At 36.5% G+C, this 19,033-nt stretch carries 14 protein-coding genes; all 14 read right to left on the minus strand.

Annotated elements, in window-relative coordinates:
- Nucleotides 1–75 precede the first annotated feature (75 nt).
- Nucleotides 76–1,260 carry a radical SAM family heme chaperone HemW gene (gene hemW, locus ACMKPP_RS07680; protein WP_418369572.1) on the minus strand — a complete coding sequence of 395 codons (1,185 nt, stop codon included), beginning with the start codon at nucleotides 1,258–1,260 and terminating at the stop codon, nucleotides 76–78.
- A 4-nt stretch (nucleotides 1,261–1,264) separates the two neighbouring features.
- Nucleotides 1,265–3,064 carry a translation elongation factor 4 gene (lepA, locus tag ACMKPP_RS07685; RefSeq protein ID WP_418369573.1) on the minus strand — a complete coding sequence of 600 codons (1,800 nt, stop codon included), beginning with the start codon at nucleotides 3,062–3,064 and terminating at the stop codon, nucleotides 1,265–1,267.
- Between the two features lie 38 nt (nucleotides 3,065–3,102).
- Nucleotides 3,103–4,164 (minus strand): tRNA 2-thiouridine(34) synthase MnmA, encoded by a 1,062-nt coding sequence (mnmA, locus tag ACMKPP_RS07690; RefSeq protein WP_418369574.1) that lies wholly within the window; start codon nucleotides 4,162–4,164, stop codon nucleotides 3,103–3,105.
- A gap of 198 nt (nucleotides 4,165–4,362) precedes the next feature.
- Complete coding sequence (locus tag ACMKPP_RS07695) at nucleotides 4,363–5,601, minus strand: methionine gamma-lyase family protein (RefSeq protein WP_418369575.1); 1,239 nt, start codon at nucleotides 5,599–5,601, stop codon at nucleotides 4,363–4,365.
- Nucleotides 5,598–6,527 (minus strand): tRNA (adenosine(37)-N6)-dimethylallyltransferase MiaA, encoded by a 930-nt coding sequence (miaA, locus tag ACMKPP_RS07700; protein ID WP_418369576.1) that lies wholly within the window; start codon nucleotides 6,525–6,527, stop codon nucleotides 5,598–5,600. Before miaA ends, ACMKPP_RS07695 begins: the two co-directional genes overlap by 4 nt.
- On the minus strand, nucleotides 6,524–7,336 hold the full coding sequence (locus ACMKPP_RS07705) for a class I SAM-dependent methyltransferase (protein WP_287508913.1): 813 nt from the start codon (nucleotides 7,334–7,336) through the stop codon (nucleotides 6,524–6,526). Before ACMKPP_RS07705 ends, miaA begins: the two co-directional genes overlap by 4 nt.
- Nucleotide 7,337: 1 nt before the next feature.
- Entirely contained in the window at nucleotides 7,338–9,383 is a 2,046-nt protein-coding gene (gene mutL / locus ACMKPP_RS07710; protein WP_418369577.1) for a DNA mismatch repair endonuclease MutL, read from the minus strand.
- On the minus strand, nucleotides 9,383–12,016 hold the full coding sequence (gene mutS / locus ACMKPP_RS07715; RefSeq protein ID WP_418369578.1) for a DNA mismatch repair protein MutS: 2,634 nt from the start codon (nucleotides 12,014–12,016) through the stop codon (nucleotides 9,383–9,385). The genes mutL and mutS overlap by 1 nt, the downstream gene beginning before the upstream one ends.
- A gap of 26 nt (nucleotides 12,017–12,042) precedes the next feature.
- Nucleotides 12,043–12,843: a class I SAM-dependent methyltransferase gene (locus tag ACMKPP_RS07720; RefSeq protein WP_155086238.1), complete on the minus strand. Its 801-nt coding sequence runs from the start codon at nucleotides 12,841–12,843 to the stop codon at nucleotides 12,043–12,045.
- 228 nt (nucleotides 12,844–13,071) lie between these two features.
- Nucleotides 13,072–14,385 (minus strand): tRNA (N6-isopentenyl adenosine(37)-C2)-methylthiotransferase MiaB, encoded by a 1,314-nt coding sequence (gene miaB, locus ACMKPP_RS07725; protein WP_060919772.1) that lies wholly within the window; start codon nucleotides 14,383–14,385, stop codon nucleotides 13,072–13,074.
- A gap of 8 nt (nucleotides 14,386–14,393) precedes the next feature.
- Nucleotides 14,394–15,269, minus strand: a complete 876-nt coding sequence (locus ACMKPP_RS07730) for an Asp23/Gls24 family envelope stress response protein (RefSeq protein ID WP_004695710.1) — start codon at nucleotides 15,267–15,269, stop codon at nucleotides 14,394–14,396.
- 15 nt (nucleotides 15,270–15,284) lie between these two features.
- The gene (locus ACMKPP_RS07735) at nucleotides 15,285–16,112 is read right to left on the minus strand and encodes a PHP domain-containing protein (RefSeq protein ID WP_004695708.1); all 828 of its coding nucleotides are present in this window, start codon (nucleotides 16,110–16,112) and stop codon (nucleotides 15,285–15,287) included.
- A gap of 116 nt (nucleotides 16,113–16,228) precedes the next feature.
- Nucleotides 16,229–17,947: a proline--tRNA ligase gene (locus tag ACMKPP_RS07740; protein WP_004695705.1), complete on the minus strand. Its 1,719-nt coding sequence runs from the start codon at nucleotides 17,945–17,947 to the stop codon at nucleotides 16,229–16,231.
- On the minus strand, nucleotides 17,941–19,026 hold the full coding sequence (gene ispG, locus ACMKPP_RS07745; RefSeq protein ID WP_278621941.1) for a flavodoxin-dependent (E)-4-hydroxy-3-methylbut-2-enyl-diphosphate synthase: 1,086 nt from the start codon (nucleotides 19,024–19,026) through the stop codon (nucleotides 17,941–17,943). Before ispG ends, ACMKPP_RS07740 begins: the two co-directional genes overlap by 7 nt.
- Between the last annotated feature and the right edge of the window lie 7 nt (nucleotides 19,027–19,033).

A 19,033-nucleotide genomic window follows, 5' to 3' on the forward strand; every position in this document is an offset into this window, starting at 1 on the left:
TCCTCAAATCTAGCATGCTTATTCACCATCATCCTATTTATACTAACATATTAGATTTTGAGAAACTGTGAGAAATTACTCACGAATAAATTGACTAAATACATAGTTCCCATGCTTGGCACCTTCAGCGGTTAAATGATAACTTCCATTTTGATACTCTAATAGACCTTTACTAACTAAATCATCTAAAGCAGTACCAAATAAATCATGGACAGATACGCCAAATTTATCTTCGAATTTTTGCTCATCAAGGCCCCATTTAGTGCGAAGGGCTAAAAAGGAAAAATCCTCTTGAGCTCGCTCTAAAGTAATCGTCTCCGTATCAATAGTAGGCATAATATATCTGTCAACAGATTGTATATAGGGCATTACATTACGATTATTACTACGGCGTACTCCGTCATAGAAGGAATGAGCACCAGCACCAAAGCCTAAATAATCTATATAGTGCCAATATTTTAAATTATGACGACTATAGGAATTAGCCTTGGCGAAATTTGAAATCTCATATCGTTCAAAACCCAATTCTTTTAAACCAGCCATCATTGTATCATACATTGATTCATCTATACTTTCACTAGGAATAAAAATAAGATTTTTCTGAACTAAATGATATAAATAGGTCCCCACTTCTACTTGTAATCCATAAGTAGAAATATGATTAATAGGCAACTCTTCTACGACTGCTAAATTACGTTTAATATCGTCTAAGGATTGTCTTGGTAATCCATAAATCAAATCAATATTAATATCAGCAAAGCCCGCCTCTTTAGCATCATAAACGGCTTGTTTTGCCTGTTCCCCGTTGTGACTGCGATGAAGCATGGTAAGTGCCTTATCGTCAAATGTTTGAACACCAAAGCTAATACGATTAAAACCAAGTTTAACTAATTTCGTTAAATAATGTAAATTTACTTCCCCAGGATTCGATTCAATAGTCATATGACAATCGTCAGTAATTGTAAAAGTGTTTTTGATTTTATCAAGAATCATCTGTAGATGTTGAATCGATAATTCTGTAGGCGTACCTCCACCAAAATAAATTGTATCAATAGCTTTAGATGTTGACTCTGGATGTTCAGAGACCCATAAATCGATTTCTTGAACTAAAGCATATACATAGGTTTCGTAATAATCTTGTAAATTTTGGTAAGCAGGAAAATCACAATACATACATTTCTGTTTACAAAAAGGGATATGGACATATAGCCCCATATCCCTCAGTGTAGACAGATTCAGAATATCAGAATCTGTTTTCATTTTATTAGTCCTCAACCTTGAGAATAGCCATGAATGCTTCTTGTGGAATCTCTACGGAACCGACAGACTTCATACGTTTCTTACCGGCTTTTTGTTTTTCAAGTAATTTACGCTTACGAGAGATATCGCCACCGTAACATTTTGCCAAAACATCCTTACGCCAAGCTTTTACAGTTTCACGAGCCACAATTTTTGTACCTACCGCCGCTTGAATAGGAATTTCAAACATTTGACGAGGAATCAATTCTTTCAATTTCTCAGCTAATGCACGACCACGTGTAGCTGCACGGTCTTTGTGTACAATAATGGACAATGCATCCACAGGATCTCCATTTAAGAGAATATCCATCTTAACCATTGGAGATTGTTTATATCCAATCAATTCGTAGTCAAGGGATGCATAACCCTTTGTAGCGGATTTTAATTTATCAAAGTAATCATAAATGATTTCACTCAATGGCAAGTGATAAACGACAGATACTCGTGTTTCATCCAAATATTCCATAGATTGATATTCACCGCGTTTATCTTGGGACAACTCCATAATAGTACCAACAAAATCTTTAGGTACGATTGTTGTAGCCTTTACATAAGGCTCTTCAATGTAATCAATTTCAGTTGGAGGTGGTAATTTAGCAGGATTATCGACTTCGAGCATTTCCCCATTTGTTTTGTGCACTTTGTAATTTACAGATGGAGCCGTCGTAATAAGGGTCAAATTATATTCACGTTCTAAACGTTCTTGAATTACGTCCATATGCAAAAGGCCGAGAAACCCACAACGGAAACCAAAGCCCAATGCCAATGATGTTTCTGCTTCATATTCTAAGGCAGCATCATTAAGCTGTAACTTTTCTAATGCATCCCGAAGGTTTTCATAATCTTTAGATTCTGTTGGGTAAAGGCCACAGTACACCATAGATACAGCCTTACGATAACCAGGCAATGGCTCAGTTGCAGGATTATTAGCTAATGTTACAGTATCGCCTACATGGCAATCTTTTACATTTTTGATGCTAGCTGCAATACAACCTACTGAGCCACATTGTAATTCTTGCACAGGTACAAGATTTGGAGTAAAAATACCGAGTTCTGTAACATCAAAGTCCTTTTTATCATGCATCATGCGAATTGTATCTTTTGCTTTTATAGACCCTTCTTTTACGCGGACATAAGCAATAGCACCTTTATACGCATCAAAACGGCTATCAAAAATCAAGGCTCTTGTTGGCTCATCAGATTTATCTGGTGGTGCAGGAACTTTATTTACAATAGCTTCTAAAATATCAGGGATACCGATACCTGATTTGGCAGAGCATAATACAGCATCAGATGCGTCTAAACCAATAATATCTTCAATTTCTTGTTTAACGCGATCAGGATCTGCTGACGGCAAATCAATCTTGTTAATAACAGGAATGATTTCAAGATCATGTTCTAAAGCGAGATATACATTTGCCAACGTTTGTGCTTCCACACCTTGTGCAGCATCGACTACGAGTAATGCCCCTTCACAAGCTGCAAGAGAACGAGATACTTCATAGCTGAAATCGACGTGGCCCGGAGTATCGATGAGATTCAAAATATATTCTTCACCGTCTTGAGCTTTATACAAAATACGAACAGATTGCGCTTTAATAGTAATGCCGCGTTCACGTTCAAGGTCCATGGAGTCCAAAACTTGAGCCTCCATTTCACGTTTTTGTAATGTACCAGTATATTCAATTAATCTATCAGCGATGGTTGATTTACCATGGTCGATATGAGCTATAATACAGAAGTTTCGAATCTTTTTCGTTGACATACTATGTAAACAAGTTCAAAGAACTTGTATTCTCCTTTCTAACATACGCGATCGATAACAGCACCTCCCAATAATTGAGTGCCATTATAAAAGGCTACAGACTGACCTGGGGTAATAGCCCGTTGTGGTTCTTCAAAAATAACCTCCATTGTATCGTCATCTAAAATACGTGCTGTGCAAGGAGAAGGGTTAGCTGCATAGCGAATTTTTCCTTCTGCCTTCAATTCCTTATGAATTGTATCATCTAAGAAGTTATAGAACTTACAAATCATACGATTTGTAAAGAGACGTTCATTAGGACCCACGATGACCTCATTACGATCCCCATTAAATCCAATAACATATAAAGGGTGTTTATAAGCAATACCAAGGCCTTTACGTTGACCAATCGTATAATTAAATAAGCCGTCGTGCTTACCTAATACCTCACCATCTTCGGTAACGATATTACCAGACTCTGGCTTACCCTTCATTTCTTCTACCACAAGCTTTTGATAATTCCCATGAGGCAAGAAACAAATATCTACACTATCTGGTTTTTTAGCGACTGGCAAATCATATTCAGTAGCTAATTTACGTGTTTCAGTCTTACATTGACCACCTAATGGGAACATAAGATGACTCAAAATACGTTGGTTCATATTGTACATAACATAACTTTGGTCTTTTGTAGGATCAACACCTTTATGTAACTCATATAGACCTGTTTCTTCATTATAATTTACTTGTGCATAATGACCAGTTACCATATGTGTGGCACCTAATTCAAGAGCACGATTAAGCATCAAGTCAAACTTGATGTTCTTGTTACAAAATACACAAGGATTTGGCGTACGACCATAGGCATATTCTTTTACAAAGTAATCTACTACGTTTTCGTAGAATACATCACGAGCATCGATAACATGATGCTCGATACCAAGAAAATCACACATCTTCTTAGCATCAGTTACGGCAAGAGGCACCTCATCATAGGGCGTACCACTCACCCATAACCATAGGGTAATACCAAATACTTTATAGCCTTGTTTTAATAGCATTGCAGCAGTTAAAGAACTGTCTACGCCGCCACTCATAGCTACAGCGATAACTTTTTCCATACTTTCTCCTTTTAATGATCTCTTGATCATAAAACTAATCAGGGTGAAAGCCTGACGTGTAAAACACTAGTTCGGTGTAAAAGTCCGAGTAGTATTGCTATAAAATTATAGCAACTTATATTATAGCCTAGAAATAGGTATATTGAAAAGATTTGAAATAAAAAGAATCCCTTTCACAAAAGAAAGAGATTCTAAACATTATCTATGTTTTAATAGTTCTTCAGCAGCTCCTAAAATACCAAGCATGGAATGTTCAAACACTAGGCCACCCTGCATGAAAATTGTATATGGTGGACGTATAGGACCATCGGCACTGAGTTCAATAGAGGAACCTTGTACAAAGGTACCACCAGCCATGATGATTTTATCTTCGTACCCAGGCATATCCCCAGGAATAGGATGTACGTGAGCATCTACAGGAGAATAGGCTTGCATACCTACACAGAAATGCTCCATTTCTTCCCCATTTTTCAGATTAATGGCTTGAATCAAATCATAGCGATCAGCATTTACCTTAGGGAATACATCATAACCTAGTAACTCACCTACAGCAGCCGTATATACAGCACCTTTAAGAGCTTGTAATACTACGTGAGGTGCCATAAATAAACCTTGGAAGAACAAGCGATAACCAGGAGCATATGAACCCATATGATCGCCAAGTCCAGGAGCTGTCAATTGATACGCTGCATCCTCTACAAGGTTTTCTCTACCAACAATATAACCACCAGTTGGTGCTAAACCGCCACCTGCATTTTTAATGAGAGAGCCAGCCATAATATCAGCACCAGCTTCTAATGGTTCTTGCAGCTCTGTAAATTCACCGTAACAATTATCTACGAAACAAATCGTTTTAGAGTTTTTAGCTTTTACAGCATCTACAATAACCTTAATATCTGCAATAGATAAAGGTTCACGTGTGCTATAGCCTCGAGACCGTTGAATCACTACTACCCGCGTATTATCGTTAACAGCGTTAGCAATAGCTTCAACATCATAGGTATTATCTTTCAATGGAACCTCAGTATAGGTAAAGCCTTTTTCTACTAAAGAACCACGTACTTCACGAGCGGCACCGATAACGGATTGCATTGTATCATAAGGAGCCCCTACGGCATAGATAAATTCAGTACCTTTAGAACCATTGCCCATCAAAGAAATTAACGTCGTTGCTAATGCATGTGTACCAGAAACAAAGTGAGGCCGTACAATAGCCTTTTCACCTTTAAATACATAGGCAAATACTTCATCTAATTTCTCACGGCCTACATCGTTATAACCATAACCAGTTGTGCCCGTAAAATGATAATCAGATACTTGGCACTCTTTAAATGCTTCTAATACCTTTTTTGTATTTTCCAATGCAATAGGTTCAAACTTTTTGAATTCAGGTTCAGCCATTTCAAGGGCTTTACTGCGTATTTCTTCTAATGTCATGCTATTCCTTCTCTACGGATTAAATCCATAGCTTTATTAAATATAAAATCTTTAGATGTATTGCTATCAATATGTATCCATTCTATATATGGCATACGTTTATACCATGTAATTTGGCGCTTAGCAAAATGACGTGTATTCTTCTTAATTAAGTCACGACACTCATCTAATGTCATATTGCCATTTATATAGTCTACAACCTCTTTATAGCCAATACCTTTAAAAGCTTGGCAATCTGGATTCACTCCAGATTTTATGAGTTGTTCCACCTCTTCAATCAAACCTGCATCAAACATCATATCAACGCGTAAATTAATACGTTCATATAATTTATCACGATCTCTTATGAGACCGATAACAGGTCCTTTATAGGATACACCATTTTTTGTCTGATTTCGCAACGAATCTACATCACCATGATGCAATATCTCAATAGCTCGATACAAACGATGTTTATCGCTATATTGTATCTCTATATTATGCTCTTTACCTAATGTGAAAGCATAGTTTCGTAAGCCTTCAATACCTTTTGTACTATAGAGCTCATCGAGTTCTGCTCGCAAATATTCGTCAGGTTTAACATCATTAAAGTTGTAGTTCTCCAATAATGATTGGACATACAGGCCTGTACCACCAGACAGAATAGGAAGAATATTTCTATCTTTTAATCTTGCAATTATTTCTTTAGCTTGATCTTGAAAAATAGATACCGAATATGAATCATTTGGTTCCAGTATATCGATGAGATGATGTTTCACCCGATTAAGTTCATCCACCGATGGTTTAGCGGTACCAATATTAAGTTGTTTATAAACCTGATAAGCATCACCAGAAATAACCTCAGCATGCAGCTGTTCTGCTAGGTCCAAGGTAAGATCTGTTTTGCCTACCGCAGTAGGTCCAACGATGGTAATTAAGGGATTCACAATAACTCCTTCATATATACACCATAGCCTATGCGGCTATATTTTCCTCCTACCCATTTATGAGGTGGATATTTCTGAAAAACAGAACTAAATGGTCGTTCTTTAATGATAACACCATAAGAGGCAACACGCATAGCTTCCTCCATAATTTTATCATCAATATGACTTTCCACAGTATATCCACGAAGTGGTTTAAATTGAGGACTATCCTCTACAGGGACCTCAAACATGGGGTCAAAATAAATAATATCTACACTTTCATCTGGTAGATTAGGTACATAATTTTCAAAGGTATCATAACTTACCTCAATACGACGTAATGCGTCCGTCACACTTTTCACATTATGCAAATAATGAGCTAAACCATAAGATGTGGCAAGCCATATAGGTAAAGAACCTTCTAGGCCTTTTATTTTAGCCTGAGGAAAAGCATAGCTCACCACGATACTGTCACTACCAAGACCAATTGTACAATCAAGAAACGAAAATTCTTCTTTATCAGTTATTTCATTAGTACTTAGTATTGTCTGAACAGCATTAATTAAATGATCTCCTTCTCCACGTTGCAAACGTAGTATACGTAATTGAGCCATGGATAAATGAAAGCTATGTTGCTGATTATCAGGAAAATGAATAGTTAAGCCATTACCAGAAAGAACAGCAATAAAATCACATGGATAAGCATTAAATAATGCTGGTATAGATAATTTTCCTCTTTTTATATAGGTCATATGCATAGAGGAAGCCAACGCTTTGGCTTCCTCTTGAATGGCCTCATTAGATTTTTGAGCTGTAGTTAATATATTCATATTAAGACCGTAAGAATAATTTACCTAATTCATCAGGCGTAAATTTGATGATCGTAGGACGACCATGAGGACATACATATGGTTTTTCGGTACTAAATAAGTCCTCAATTAAGGTAGTCATTTGATACATATTTAAATTATGACCTGCCTTGATGGCCCCTCTACAAGATGCATAGGCTAACATTTCATGTCGTAATTGAGCCTTAGTAGGCTGTTGATGATCATGCAAGTATGAAAATACATATTGGAGAATTTCAAATGCTTTTGACTCTACTAAATCTACAGGGGCTCCCACAAGTTTTATCTTAGTAGGACCACCCAATTCTACATCAAAGCCAAGATCGAGTAATGTTTCTCGTTCGTCCTCTACTAAATTCATTTCATCATCTGTGGCCTCACTATACTGAGGAACCAAAATAGATTGCATAGGAATCGATTCAGAAGACTTACACAACTTATCATAACGCACACGCTCATGTGCGGCATGTTGGTCTATGATATATAGATCATCACCTTTTTTAGCTAATATATAACAAGATGCAACTTGCCCCATTGGTAAAAAGCCCGAGTTTTGAATTGTACGACCTTCTATCTCTTCGTTACGAATATCGTGAGACAAGGATTTAAACTTTTCTACATCTTCCGTAGTATAACTAGTGTATGCAGTAGGAACAGCTTCAAAACTTTCATCCACGAAAGAGGATTGTTCATAAGTAGCCTTAGGTGCAGGTGGTGTATACCCCTTAGTTTTAAGGTTCTCCAGAAACTGTGAAGTTTCATCGCGCAAAACTTCATAGCCTTTTGTACGGCGTTCACCAAAAACCTTATCATAATCTATAGCTGTTGCTATATGTTCAGCAGACTGCATCGAATCGTGTACAACAGTAGGTGTTTGATAAGAATCATAAGTAGTATTACCGGCTAAGGATGTACTATTAGAACTAAAATTCTTAATATTACTATCACTATTACTAGCAATATCATTACCATATTTATCGGATATATTATCAACTGTACCAGTCATATAAGATGATGACTCTCGTTCGTATCTCTCATGGAGTGGATTATTTAAAGCATTTAAGATACCGTGATATACGGCTTTAAATATAATCTTATCATCTGAGAATTTAACTTCACTCTTGCGAGGGTGTACGTTTATATCAACCATTCTCGCAGGCACAGTAATATTTAGTACCACCAAAGGATGACCATTTTTCGGTAATAGTGCATGGTATGCATTATCGATAGCCTTCATTATGGTTTTATCAGAAATCACTCGATTATTGACGATAATAGTTTGCCATATCCTTGTACTCTTAAGAAGTGTAGGCTTACTCACTACTCCATCGATATAGATAGAATCACTTTCATAGGCAACAGTAAAAATATCATCTTTAGTTTTATATCCATATAGCGCAGCTACAGTATCACTAATATCGCCATTTCCTGGTGTAATAATAGCTACCCGATCATCGATGATAAGCTTAAAAGAAATATGTGGATTACTTAGAGCTAATTTCCCTACAATATCTTGAATTTTAGAGGCTTCTGTACGCTCCGTTTTTAAGAATTTACGACGAGCCGGCGTATTATAAAATAAATCTTTAATTTCGATAGTTGTACCAGGTGCCGCACCATAAGGAATGCAATCGGTAAAGGTGCCGCCATCAACAGTAATACGAGTCCCCAAATCAGAGTCTGCTTTACGAGTAGTCAAAGAGAAATGAGATACAGAGGCAATACTAGCCAAAGCCTCCCCACGGAAGCCTAGGGACGCAATATCAAAGAGGTCCTCTACTTGTTGAATTTTAGAGGTTGCATGACGTAGAATCGCCAAACGAGCATCTTCCTCCGTCATACCGATACCATTATCAGTAATCCGCATATAGGCCACACCGCCTTCACCAATTTCAACCTCAATATTAGTGGCAGACGCATCAATAGAGTTTTCAATGAGCTCTTTAATAACTGATGCGGGACGTTCAACGACTTCACCGGCAGCTATCTTATTGATTGTCGTTTCATCCAATACGTGAATGGTTGCCATTATTTCCCGCCTCCTTTACGAGCCTCCTCTTGTAGTTCATATAATTTATTTAATGCTTCAATTGGAGTCATGCTCATTACATCGACTTCCAGTAAGCTATCTACTACGGAATGGGTAAATAAATTGCCTAGTGGAGAATCACTAACTTGCTTAACCGCTGGTTTTGCCACATTAGTAAGTTGAGCACCCATAACTCGATTATTTAAGTCACTTGCATCATGACTTTGATCTTCCAAGGATTCTAAAATCACTTCAGCTCGTTTTAATACAGAGTTAGGTAGGCCCGCCAGTCTGGCAACATGGATACCATAACTGCGATCTGCACCACCTTTAATGATACGACGCAAGAAAGCAACATCTTTCCCTTTTTCTTTAACTGCAACGGTATAATTTTTTAATTTACTATAGCTTTCTTCTAAGCAAATCAATTCATGGTAGTGCGTTGCAAATAAAGTCTTGCTATGAATATGCTTACAAATATGTTCCACTACGGCTTGTGCGATACTCAAACCATCAAAGGTACTCGTACCCCGACCAATTTCATCGAGAATAATTAAACTATTATGGGTAGCATTTTCTAAAATATACGCTACCTCTTTCATTTCTACCATGAACGTGCTTTGACCAGTAGAAATATCGTCGCTAGCACCGACACGTGTAAAAATACGATCCACAGGTGAGATAGATGCCTCACGAGCAGGGATAAAGGAACCAATCTGTGCCATAATCATTAAGATAGCCGCTTGACGCATGTAAGTAGATTTACCTGCCATATTAGGGCCTGTAATGAGTAAGAATTCCTCATCATCATGATTTAGAACGATATCATTTGGTACAAATACCTCTCGTTTTAAAAACTTTTCAATAACTGGATGACGACCATCACGAATATTGATTTGACCATTCATCACAATAGTTGGACAAATATAGTTTTCTTCGTATCCAACTAATGCTAATGAGCATAATACATCAAGGTCTGCAAGAGCACGAGCCGTTTCTTGCACATCTTTGATAACGAGTTTAATATCATTACGCAATTGTTGATATAGTTCGTGCTCTAAAGCGATGATTTTATCTTTTGCGCTGAGAATTTTAATTTCAAACTCTTTTAACTCAGGCGTAATATAGCGTTCAGCATTGGCCAGGGTTTGTTTTCGTATGAAATAGTCTGGTACTTGTTCTGATTTACTATGGGATACCTCGAAATAGTAACCAAACACTTTATTGTAACCAGTCTTAATTTTTGAAAGCCCTGTAGCTTCTTTAATATCCGCTTCCATCTTAGCAAGCCATTGCTCGCTATTAGTCGCTAAAGAACGTAGCTCATCTAAATCAGCATTAAATCCATCTTTAATAACACGACCGTCTTTTAATGTCAACGCTGGTTGCTCTGCAATAGCTCGACATAATAAGTCATAAATATCTTTATGATCTTGCATGCGCTCATTAATAGATGTTAAAGCTAGACTTGAACATGTACCTAATACATTCTTAATATCAGGTAGAACTGCTAATGACTCACGAAGAGCCGTTAAATCTCTAGGAGACACAGATCCGGTTTCAACACGACCAACGATGCGTTCAAAATCGTAAATACAATCTAAAAAGTTACGAATATGAGAACGTTCAGCACCGCGTGTAATAAGTTCTGAAACGGCTACTTGACGACGTTGTATTTGATTTATATCAGTTAATGGACTTTCAAGCCATTGTTTTAAAAGGCGTGCCCCCATTGGTGTCAACGTACGATCTAGTACATCCAGTAAAGTACCTTTTTGTCCACCATCGCGTAAATTATGAGTAATTTCAAGGTGCCGCAAAGAAGATGTATCAAGAATAAGGCGATTACCTACACTTAATTGATGTACATAGTTGATATGAGAAATTTCAGATTTAATGATATCCTCTAAATATAAAAGCATATAACCTAAAGCTTCCCATACATCCTCTTCCATAAGGCCTAAATCACCGAAATGAGTTACAGCTTTTTCAGCTACTTCACGTTGTGTATAGTATGTAGAAAAAGGAGAAAATACGACATTACTAAATTGATTTTCAATAAAATCCCGAATATCTTGCGGTAATATCGTTCCTTCAGGCAATATGATTTCAGTGGGTCTATACATGCTGAGTGCATCGTACATATCACTGCGTTTTTCACAATCAGTGATGCGGTGCCAAATAACTTCCCCTGTAGATACATCAGAAAACACAAGAATCCACGTATCTTTTACCATATAAAATAATGATAAAAAGTTATTTGACCGTGCATCGTTACCATTTTCTGTCATCACTGTACCAGGAGTAACAACTTTAATAACATCCCGCTTAACAATGCCTTTAACTGCTTTAGGATCTTCTAGTTGTTCACAGATAGCAACTTTATATCCTTTTTTTACAAGCGTTTCTATGTAGCTTTCAGCCGCATGAAAAGGAACGCCACACATCGGTGTGCGTTCCTCATCTCCTGTAGGACGACCTGTTAAGGTAATATTAAGTTCACGTGATGCGACTAAAGCATCCTCATTAAATAATTCATAAAAATCACCTAATCGAAAGAACAATAATTCTTCAGAGTATCTAGATTTAATATCTAAATACTGCTCCATCATAGGTGTTTGCTTTTTACTCATATTCACCTCATATATTATGAGTCATATCACAGATTCCGCTTATATTCGTATATTCCCATACGATTATTAAACAAATATATAAACGGGTATAATAATTTATAAACAATAGGTGCTAAGGATAACATACTTCCTGTAAAATTAATCAGTCCAGTCTGTTTAAGCTTAGGATTCATAACTACAATTTCATGACCGTCCTTAGTTCCCCACTGAAAAGAAACATTCATTTTACTAAGCATATCATGTTGTTTAGTGCGTTTCGCCACATATGGAGAAATCATATCAAGATATAACGTAAATTCTTCAAACGAATCTGTCAGTAAACCTAAAAACTGCTTCATTTCATCCAGTGTAAGATACATAACTACACCTTCACTAACAAGCAATAGTTTTCGTCCATTTATCTCAATATTTTTAGTCCACAATTCATCAGTTATAGAACTCACTAAATTATGGACTCGTTCATGAGGCTCAAAAAAATGTGTACGTGCCTCAATCACTCCAGCAAAATCGATATTATACCAATCAATATAACCGTTGTCGACTCGATAAAACATAGTATCTAAACCGGCACCTAATGATACGACGATACAATCTGGATATAGAGATATAAACTTTCGTATCTCATCATCGATTACTTTTGCTCGTCCTAAAATTCCATAATAAGACATCTTAACATCTTTAAATTGATCAAAATCATAATCAATATGCTTTAAAATATCCCAGGATTTCTGATCCTTTAATACAGATTGATCTGACTCATAATCTTTCGCTCTTGCATATAGTGTCAATAATGCCGTTTCGCCTACAGCGTTTAAATCAAGTTTCATAGTTACACCTTCTTTGTAAAAATACAAAATGTAAATGGTGTTCATACCTATGAATATCTTCAATATACAACTTTTATATTATTCTATTATTATAACACATATAATTTCTAATCAGCATCTATGGTAAAAAAGAACATCGCCACCACATGTTTAGCAAACTAATTTTAGATAAAAAATCTAACCTTAGAGTTAACATAATAGTGACGAGTTCTTTTTGATTCTAATAGTTTATTTTACAATACTACCATAACAAACCCATGTTTGAGCTTTATCGATATGAGCTGGTACAGTTTGACCAATTGATAAGGAGTCATCCTTAGGGAATAAAACCATTTTATTACCAGATGTACGACCGAACCACATGTCTTCATCACGAGGACTTGGTCCCTCTACAATAATATCAAATACTTGTCCTTCCATAGGTTTATTTAATTCATAAGAGATTTCATTTTGTACATCCATCAATGTTTGTAAGCGAACGCGCTTAATCTCTTCTGGAATTTGATCATCCATAGTTGCTGCTGGCGTTCCGGAGCGCTTAGAGTAGATAAACGTATACGCCATGTCATAGCGCACATCTTTTAATAATTGTAATGTAGCTTGAAAATCTTCCTCAGTTTCTCCTGGGAAACCTACAATGATATCCGTAGTCACCACCACATCTTTTATTTTTTCACGGCAATAAGAAAGTAATTCTTTATAATGCTCTACCGTGTAATGACGATTCATTTTCTTTAAAATACGATTGGAACCAGATTGAATAGGTAAATGTAAATGCGTCACAATATTGGATGACCTACCAAGAGCATCAATCATAGACTTACTCATATCTTGAGGATGACTTGTCATATAGCGAATACGTTCTATACCAGGAATACCATCAAGAGCATCAACTAATGTACCAAAATCTGTACCATCTTTAAAATCTAGGCCATAAGAGTTTACATTTTGCCCCAATAAAGTGATCTCTTTAAATCCTTTAACCCCTAGGTCTGTAACCTCTTTAACAATGGCCTCTACAGGACGGCTAATCTCTCTACCACGTACATGGGGAACAATACAATAGGTGCAAAATTTATTACATCCATTCATAATAGGTACCCATGCATAAAAAGAGCCATTTGGTTTTGCCTCTAATTCAGGCAATACAGAGTTATCCATATCTACGCTAATTTGATGCGTATGTCCATGTTGTACTTCTTCAATCATCTCGTTAATATGTTGAATATTATGAGTACCCAATACAATATCAATATGAGGAGCTCGTTTAAACATTTCTGCTTGATTTTTTTGAGCCATACATCCTGTGACGGCGATAATCAAGTTTTTATTATTACGTTTTAGTCTTTTTAGCTCACCTATGCGCCCATAAACTTTAGTTTCTGCATTTTCACGCACTGCACAAGTATTTAGCAGAATTAAATCTGCAGTTTCAACATTCTCTGTTGGTATATACCCAACAGATTCAAGCTGATGCGATAATCGCTCAGAGTCGGCGGTATTCATTTGACAACCATAGGTGTAAATATAATAAGACTTCATTCTAACTCCTACACTTTAACAATCTTACGTTTTGTTTCAATAATATTCTTAACTTTAATGGACATGCGTTCAATAGACATGCCGGTAATATATTCAATTTCATTGCGAACAGATTTTTGTACCTGTTGCATTAACGGTTTAACAGGATATCCATGTTCAATAACTACAGCCATATCAACAACAAGACCGTTTTGACCTTTGTCGCTTTTTTTAAAAGAAATTATACTGGTCTCATCGACACCAGCTACTTTTTTTAACCCATTTCTAATCAATTTAATAATTACTTCATCGTCAAAAGTGAGTCGACCATAGTAGCTAAAAGCTGGCCGTACAACAGAACGTTCAAATCCTTCAGAACCAATTTGACCTAAGGTATCTTGATCTTGTTTTTTCAAAGTCCTGCGGCGCCACATGGTTTTGATTGGATCAATCAAATACCCCCTAAAGTGTGGCTTTAATTCCATAGTCGGCACAGGAATTATATGTTTACCCTCTTTAAGACGTGCATGTTGTGCCTTTTCAATTTCCTTAGGTGTTGCAACATCTTCTATACGAATATATCGATCAGGTTCTTGTAAGCCTAAAGCTTTAGTAATCTTCTTAACCATATTATCAGAAGTGCCGATAATCATAAGCTTATTAGGTTTAATCTTATCTAATTGTTCTCGTACGGATTTAACTTGTACTTCGTCTTGAAAAATAGCACGACGAACAGCTTTTAAACGACTAGACTCTTTTTTTGCAGAAAAGCCAGCTACAATTTTATTATCATGAATCAAAATACCATCATCGATGATACATTCAATTTTATTTTCATGAGCAACTACGAGGGCACGATGACTTTTACCTGTGCCACTACTACCTACAAACGCAACGACTTCCATAGTCTACCTCGTCATTTATAACAAACTAATAAATTCTGATACATCCTTACCAGATACTAAGTAATCACCAAATCTATCAGGTTTCTTGCCTACAATACCATGGTAATCAGAACCACCAGTAATAAATAGCTTATGCTTTTTAGCGAATTCTTTATATCGCTCCACATCATCATCATTATGCTTTGAGTGATATACCTCCATACCATCAAAATCATAATTTAACATTTCCAACACATATTCATCACTGGTAACCAATTTAGGATGAGCCATAACAGCAAGTCCTCCAGCTTTATGTATAATATCAATAATATAAGGAACCTCTACTTTTACCTTAGGAACATAGCAAGGACTATCTTTTCGAAGAATACCTTTAAATACATCATTAATATCCTTGGCATAACCACCATCAATTAAAAGTTTACCAATATGTGGGCGACCATAAGCTTTAGTATCAGGAAATTGTTTAATGAGCTCTTCTTTTGTAATATAATATCCTTCATTGTTACAACGACGGATAATTTCATCGATACGTTCTTCACGTTTTCCTTTAAAAAACGTAATAAAATCGATTAAATCTTTATTATTTTCATCAAAACAATATCCTAAAATATGAATTGACTTATCTTTATAATCAGCACTAAATTCACAGCCATTTACGATTTTAATAGATTCATTAGGATCTAACTTCTTTTGAGCAGCACGCAATGCTTGAATGCCGTCTATTTCATCATGATCGGTTAAAGCCATCATAGATACATTACAGTCTATGGCATGTTGCAATAGATCTTTAGGTGTTTCAACACCATCTGAAAAGATGGAATGCATATGAAAATCTACAAGCATATAGCACCTCCATTCCAAATATTCTATCATTTAATTATGACTTATTTAATCTATTAATTCAAGTTTAGAAAGAAAAATTGCGACCCTAATGAACATTCACTAGAATCGCAATTCTATTATAAGTTTTGAAGCAATTCTGTTACTTTATCAGCTACAGAATCAATAGCACATGGAAGAGCTTCTCCAGACTTACGGATTTGAATTTCTACTTCGTTATTCTCAAGAGTATTTTTACTTACTGTAATGCGAAGTGGATAACCAATCAAATCAGCATCTTTGAACTTAACACCTGCACGATCTTTACGATCATCTAACAATACATCTACACCAGCATTTTGTAATGCAGTATAAATAGTTTGACTAGTAGACATTAATGCTTCGTCTTTTGCATTAATTGGGACAATAACTGCTTCAAATGGAGCGATAGAACGTGGCCAAATAATACCATTTTCATCATGATATTGCTCAATAGCAGCAGCTAGTGTACGAGATACACCGATACCATAGCAACCCATAATCATTGGATTAGGACGACCATTTTGATCTAAGAATGTAGCTTGTAATGCTTCAGAATATTTTGTACCCAATTTAAATACTTGACCTACTTCAATGCCTTTAGCATGTTCTAAAGCACCACCACATTTAGGACACACATCGTCCTTCGTGATCAAACGAATTGGAGCAATAATAATGTCTTCTACATTAAAGTCCCGTTTTGGATTGATATTAACATAGTGAGCATCTTTTTTATTAGCGCCACCACAAACATTGTAAGTTTCCATAACAGATTCATCAACAACAATAGCAAAATCTTCTGTTTGTTTTAAACCAATAGGACTGATGAAGCCAGCTGTTAAACCTACTTTTTCTAATTCTTCTGGTGTAGCCATCTCAGGCTCTACAGAGCCAAGTACGGCATGTTGTACAGCGACTTCATTTACTTCATGGTCACCACGAACGATGGCTAATACCACTTTACCATCAATAGAGAACACTACAGCTTTAATAGTTTTATGTAGTGGTAAGTTTAGCATTTCCGCAACAGCTTCAATAGTGCTAGCATTAGGAGTATCCACAACGGATAACTCTTGAAGAGCTTCTTCGTCTTGTTTCATGATACCAGGCTTGCCGATTTCAATGTTAGCTGCATAATCACACTTAGTACAATATACGATATCAGCCTCACCAGCTTCGGCAATGGCCATGAACTCATGCGTACCACTACCACCTATTGCACCACTATCAGCCTCTACTGGGCGGAATGTAAGACCACAACGTGTAAAAATACGTGTATATGCATCGTACATAGATTTATAGGATTCATCTAAACCGGCTTCATCTACATCAAAAGAATAAGCATCTTTCATAATGAATTCTCGGCTACGCATCAAGCCATAACGTGGACGACGCTCATCACGGAATTTACTTTGAATTTGATATAAGTTAACTGGTAATTGACGATATGAGTTAATCTCATTTTTAACGAGGGTTGTAATCATCTCTTCATGTGTTGGTCCTAGACAGAATTCATTATCATGACGATCATTGATACGCATCATTTCTGCGCCATATGCGTTCCAACGGCCAGACTCTTTCCAAATTTCTGCAGGCTGTAAAATTGGCATCATAATTTCTTGAGCACTAGCACGATCCATTTCTTCACGTACAATAGCTTCAATCTTTTTGATACTTCTCCAACCTAATGGTAAAAAACTATATAAACCATTTGCAGTTTTACGCATAAAACCAGCGCGAAGCATAAGCTGTTGGCTTACTACATCAGCGTCAGATGGAACCTCACGCAATGTAGGTGCATATAATTTAGTGGCTAACATAAAGACTCCTCATCTAAATTTTCTAAATATTGGTCAATTTCTCTAAACAATGTATCTACTAATTCGGCTTCTGGTACAGTCTTAATAACTTTCCCTTTACGGAAAATAATACCTTGACCATCACCACCAGCAATACCAAAGTCGGCCTCACGCGCTTCCCCTGGACCATTTACAACACACCCCATAACGGCAACCTTAATTGGCGCTTTTATGGCTGCTAGACGTTCTTCTACAATACCAGCCATATCAAATAAATTTACTTGGCAACGGCCACATGTAGGACAAGATATCATAGTGGCCCCAAAATTTCTTAATCCTAAACTACTTAAAATACTTCTACCTACTTCAATTTCGTGAATTGGATCTCCAGTTAAGGATACCCGTAATGTATCACCAATGCCATCGAGCAATAATGCACCAATCCCCATAGCAGATTTAATAGTGCCTTGTTTAATAGTACCAGCTTCTGTTACACCTAAATGTAACGGATAAGGAATCTTATCAGATAACTTACGATATGCTTCCACCATTAGAGGTACTTCTGTTGCTTTAATAGATAATTTCATTTGACGATAATCGAGTTTTTCTAAAATTCTTACGTGTTCTAAAGCTGTTTCAACCATACCATCCGCTGTAGGATGTCCTCCATGAGCATCGAGAATATGCTTTGGTAAAGAGCCTGCATTAACACCAATGCGAATTGGGATTTGTTTAGGTTTTGCCTTTTCAATAACGGCTAAAACCTTATCTTCACCACCAATATTTCCTGGATTAATGCGCAATCCATCAACATTATTTTCAATAGCTTCTAAAGCTAATCTATAATCAAAGTGAATATCGGCGATCAAAGGAATTGAAATGCCCGCTCTAACAGCTTTTAAAGCCTTTGCAGATGCCATTGTAGGAACGGCAACACGAACCAGTTCACAACCAGCCTCTGCTAAATGATTAATTTCTGCAATTGCCTTCTCTGTATGTACTGGATCCGTAGTAATCATAGATTGAATACTTACCGGTGCATAATCGCCGATTTTAACTGTACCTACATAGATACCATTTGTTGGTTTACGTACAATCATTGTAATC

The sequence above is a fragment of the Veillonella parvula genome, assembly GCF_048309325.1.
Classification (GTDB): domain Bacteria; phylum Bacillota; class Negativicutes; order Veillonellales; family Veillonellaceae; genus Veillonella; species Veillonella parvula_T.

Coding starts and splice junctions, on each gene's coding strand:
- miaB (WP_060919772.1), bottom strand. CDS start 14,385: ATGAAGTCTTATTATATTTACACCTATGGTTGTCAAATGAATACCGCC.
- ACMKPP_RS07735 (WP_004695708.1), bottom strand. CDS start 16,112: ATGCTTGTAGATTTTCATATGCATTCCATCTTTTCAGATGGTGTTGAA.
- ACMKPP_RS07730 (WP_004695710.1), bottom strand. CDS start 15,269: ATGGAAGTCGTTGCGTTTGTAGGTAGTAGTGGCACAGGTAAAAGTCAT.
- ACMKPP_RS07740 (WP_004695705.1), bottom strand. CDS start 17,947: ATGTTAGCCACTAAATTATATGCACCTACATTGCGTGAGGTTCCATCT.
- hemW (WP_418369572.1), bottom strand. CDS start 1,260: ATGAAAACAGATTCTGATATTCTGAATCTGTCTACACTGAGGGATATG.
- mutL (WP_418369577.1), bottom strand. CDS start 9,383: ATGGCAACCATTCACGTATTGGATGAAACGACAATCAATAAGATAGCT.
- mnmA (WP_418369574.1), bottom strand. CDS start 4,164: ATGGAAAAAGTTATCGCTGTAGCTATGAGTGGCGGCGTAGACAGTTCT.
- ACMKPP_RS07705 (WP_287508913.1), bottom strand. CDS start 7,336: ATGAATATATTAACTACAGCTCAAAAATCTAATGAGGCCATTCAAGAG.
- lepA (WP_418369573.1), bottom strand. CDS start 3,064: ATGTCAACGAAAAAGATTCGAAACTTCTGTATTATAGCTCATATCGAC.
- ACMKPP_RS07720 (WP_155086238.1), bottom strand. CDS start 12,843: ATGAAACTTGATTTAAACGCTGTAGGCGAAACGGCATTATTGACACTA.
- ACMKPP_RS07695 (WP_418369575.1), bottom strand. CDS start 5,601: ATGACATTAGAAGAAATACGCAGTAAAGCCCTTGAAATGGCTGAACCT.
- mutS (WP_418369578.1), bottom strand. CDS start 12,016: ATGAGTAAAAAGCAAACACCTATGATGGAGCAGTATTTAGATATTAAA.
- ispG (WP_278621941.1), bottom strand. CDS start 19,026: ATGATTGTACGTAAACCAACAAATGGTATCTATGTAGGTACAGTTAAA.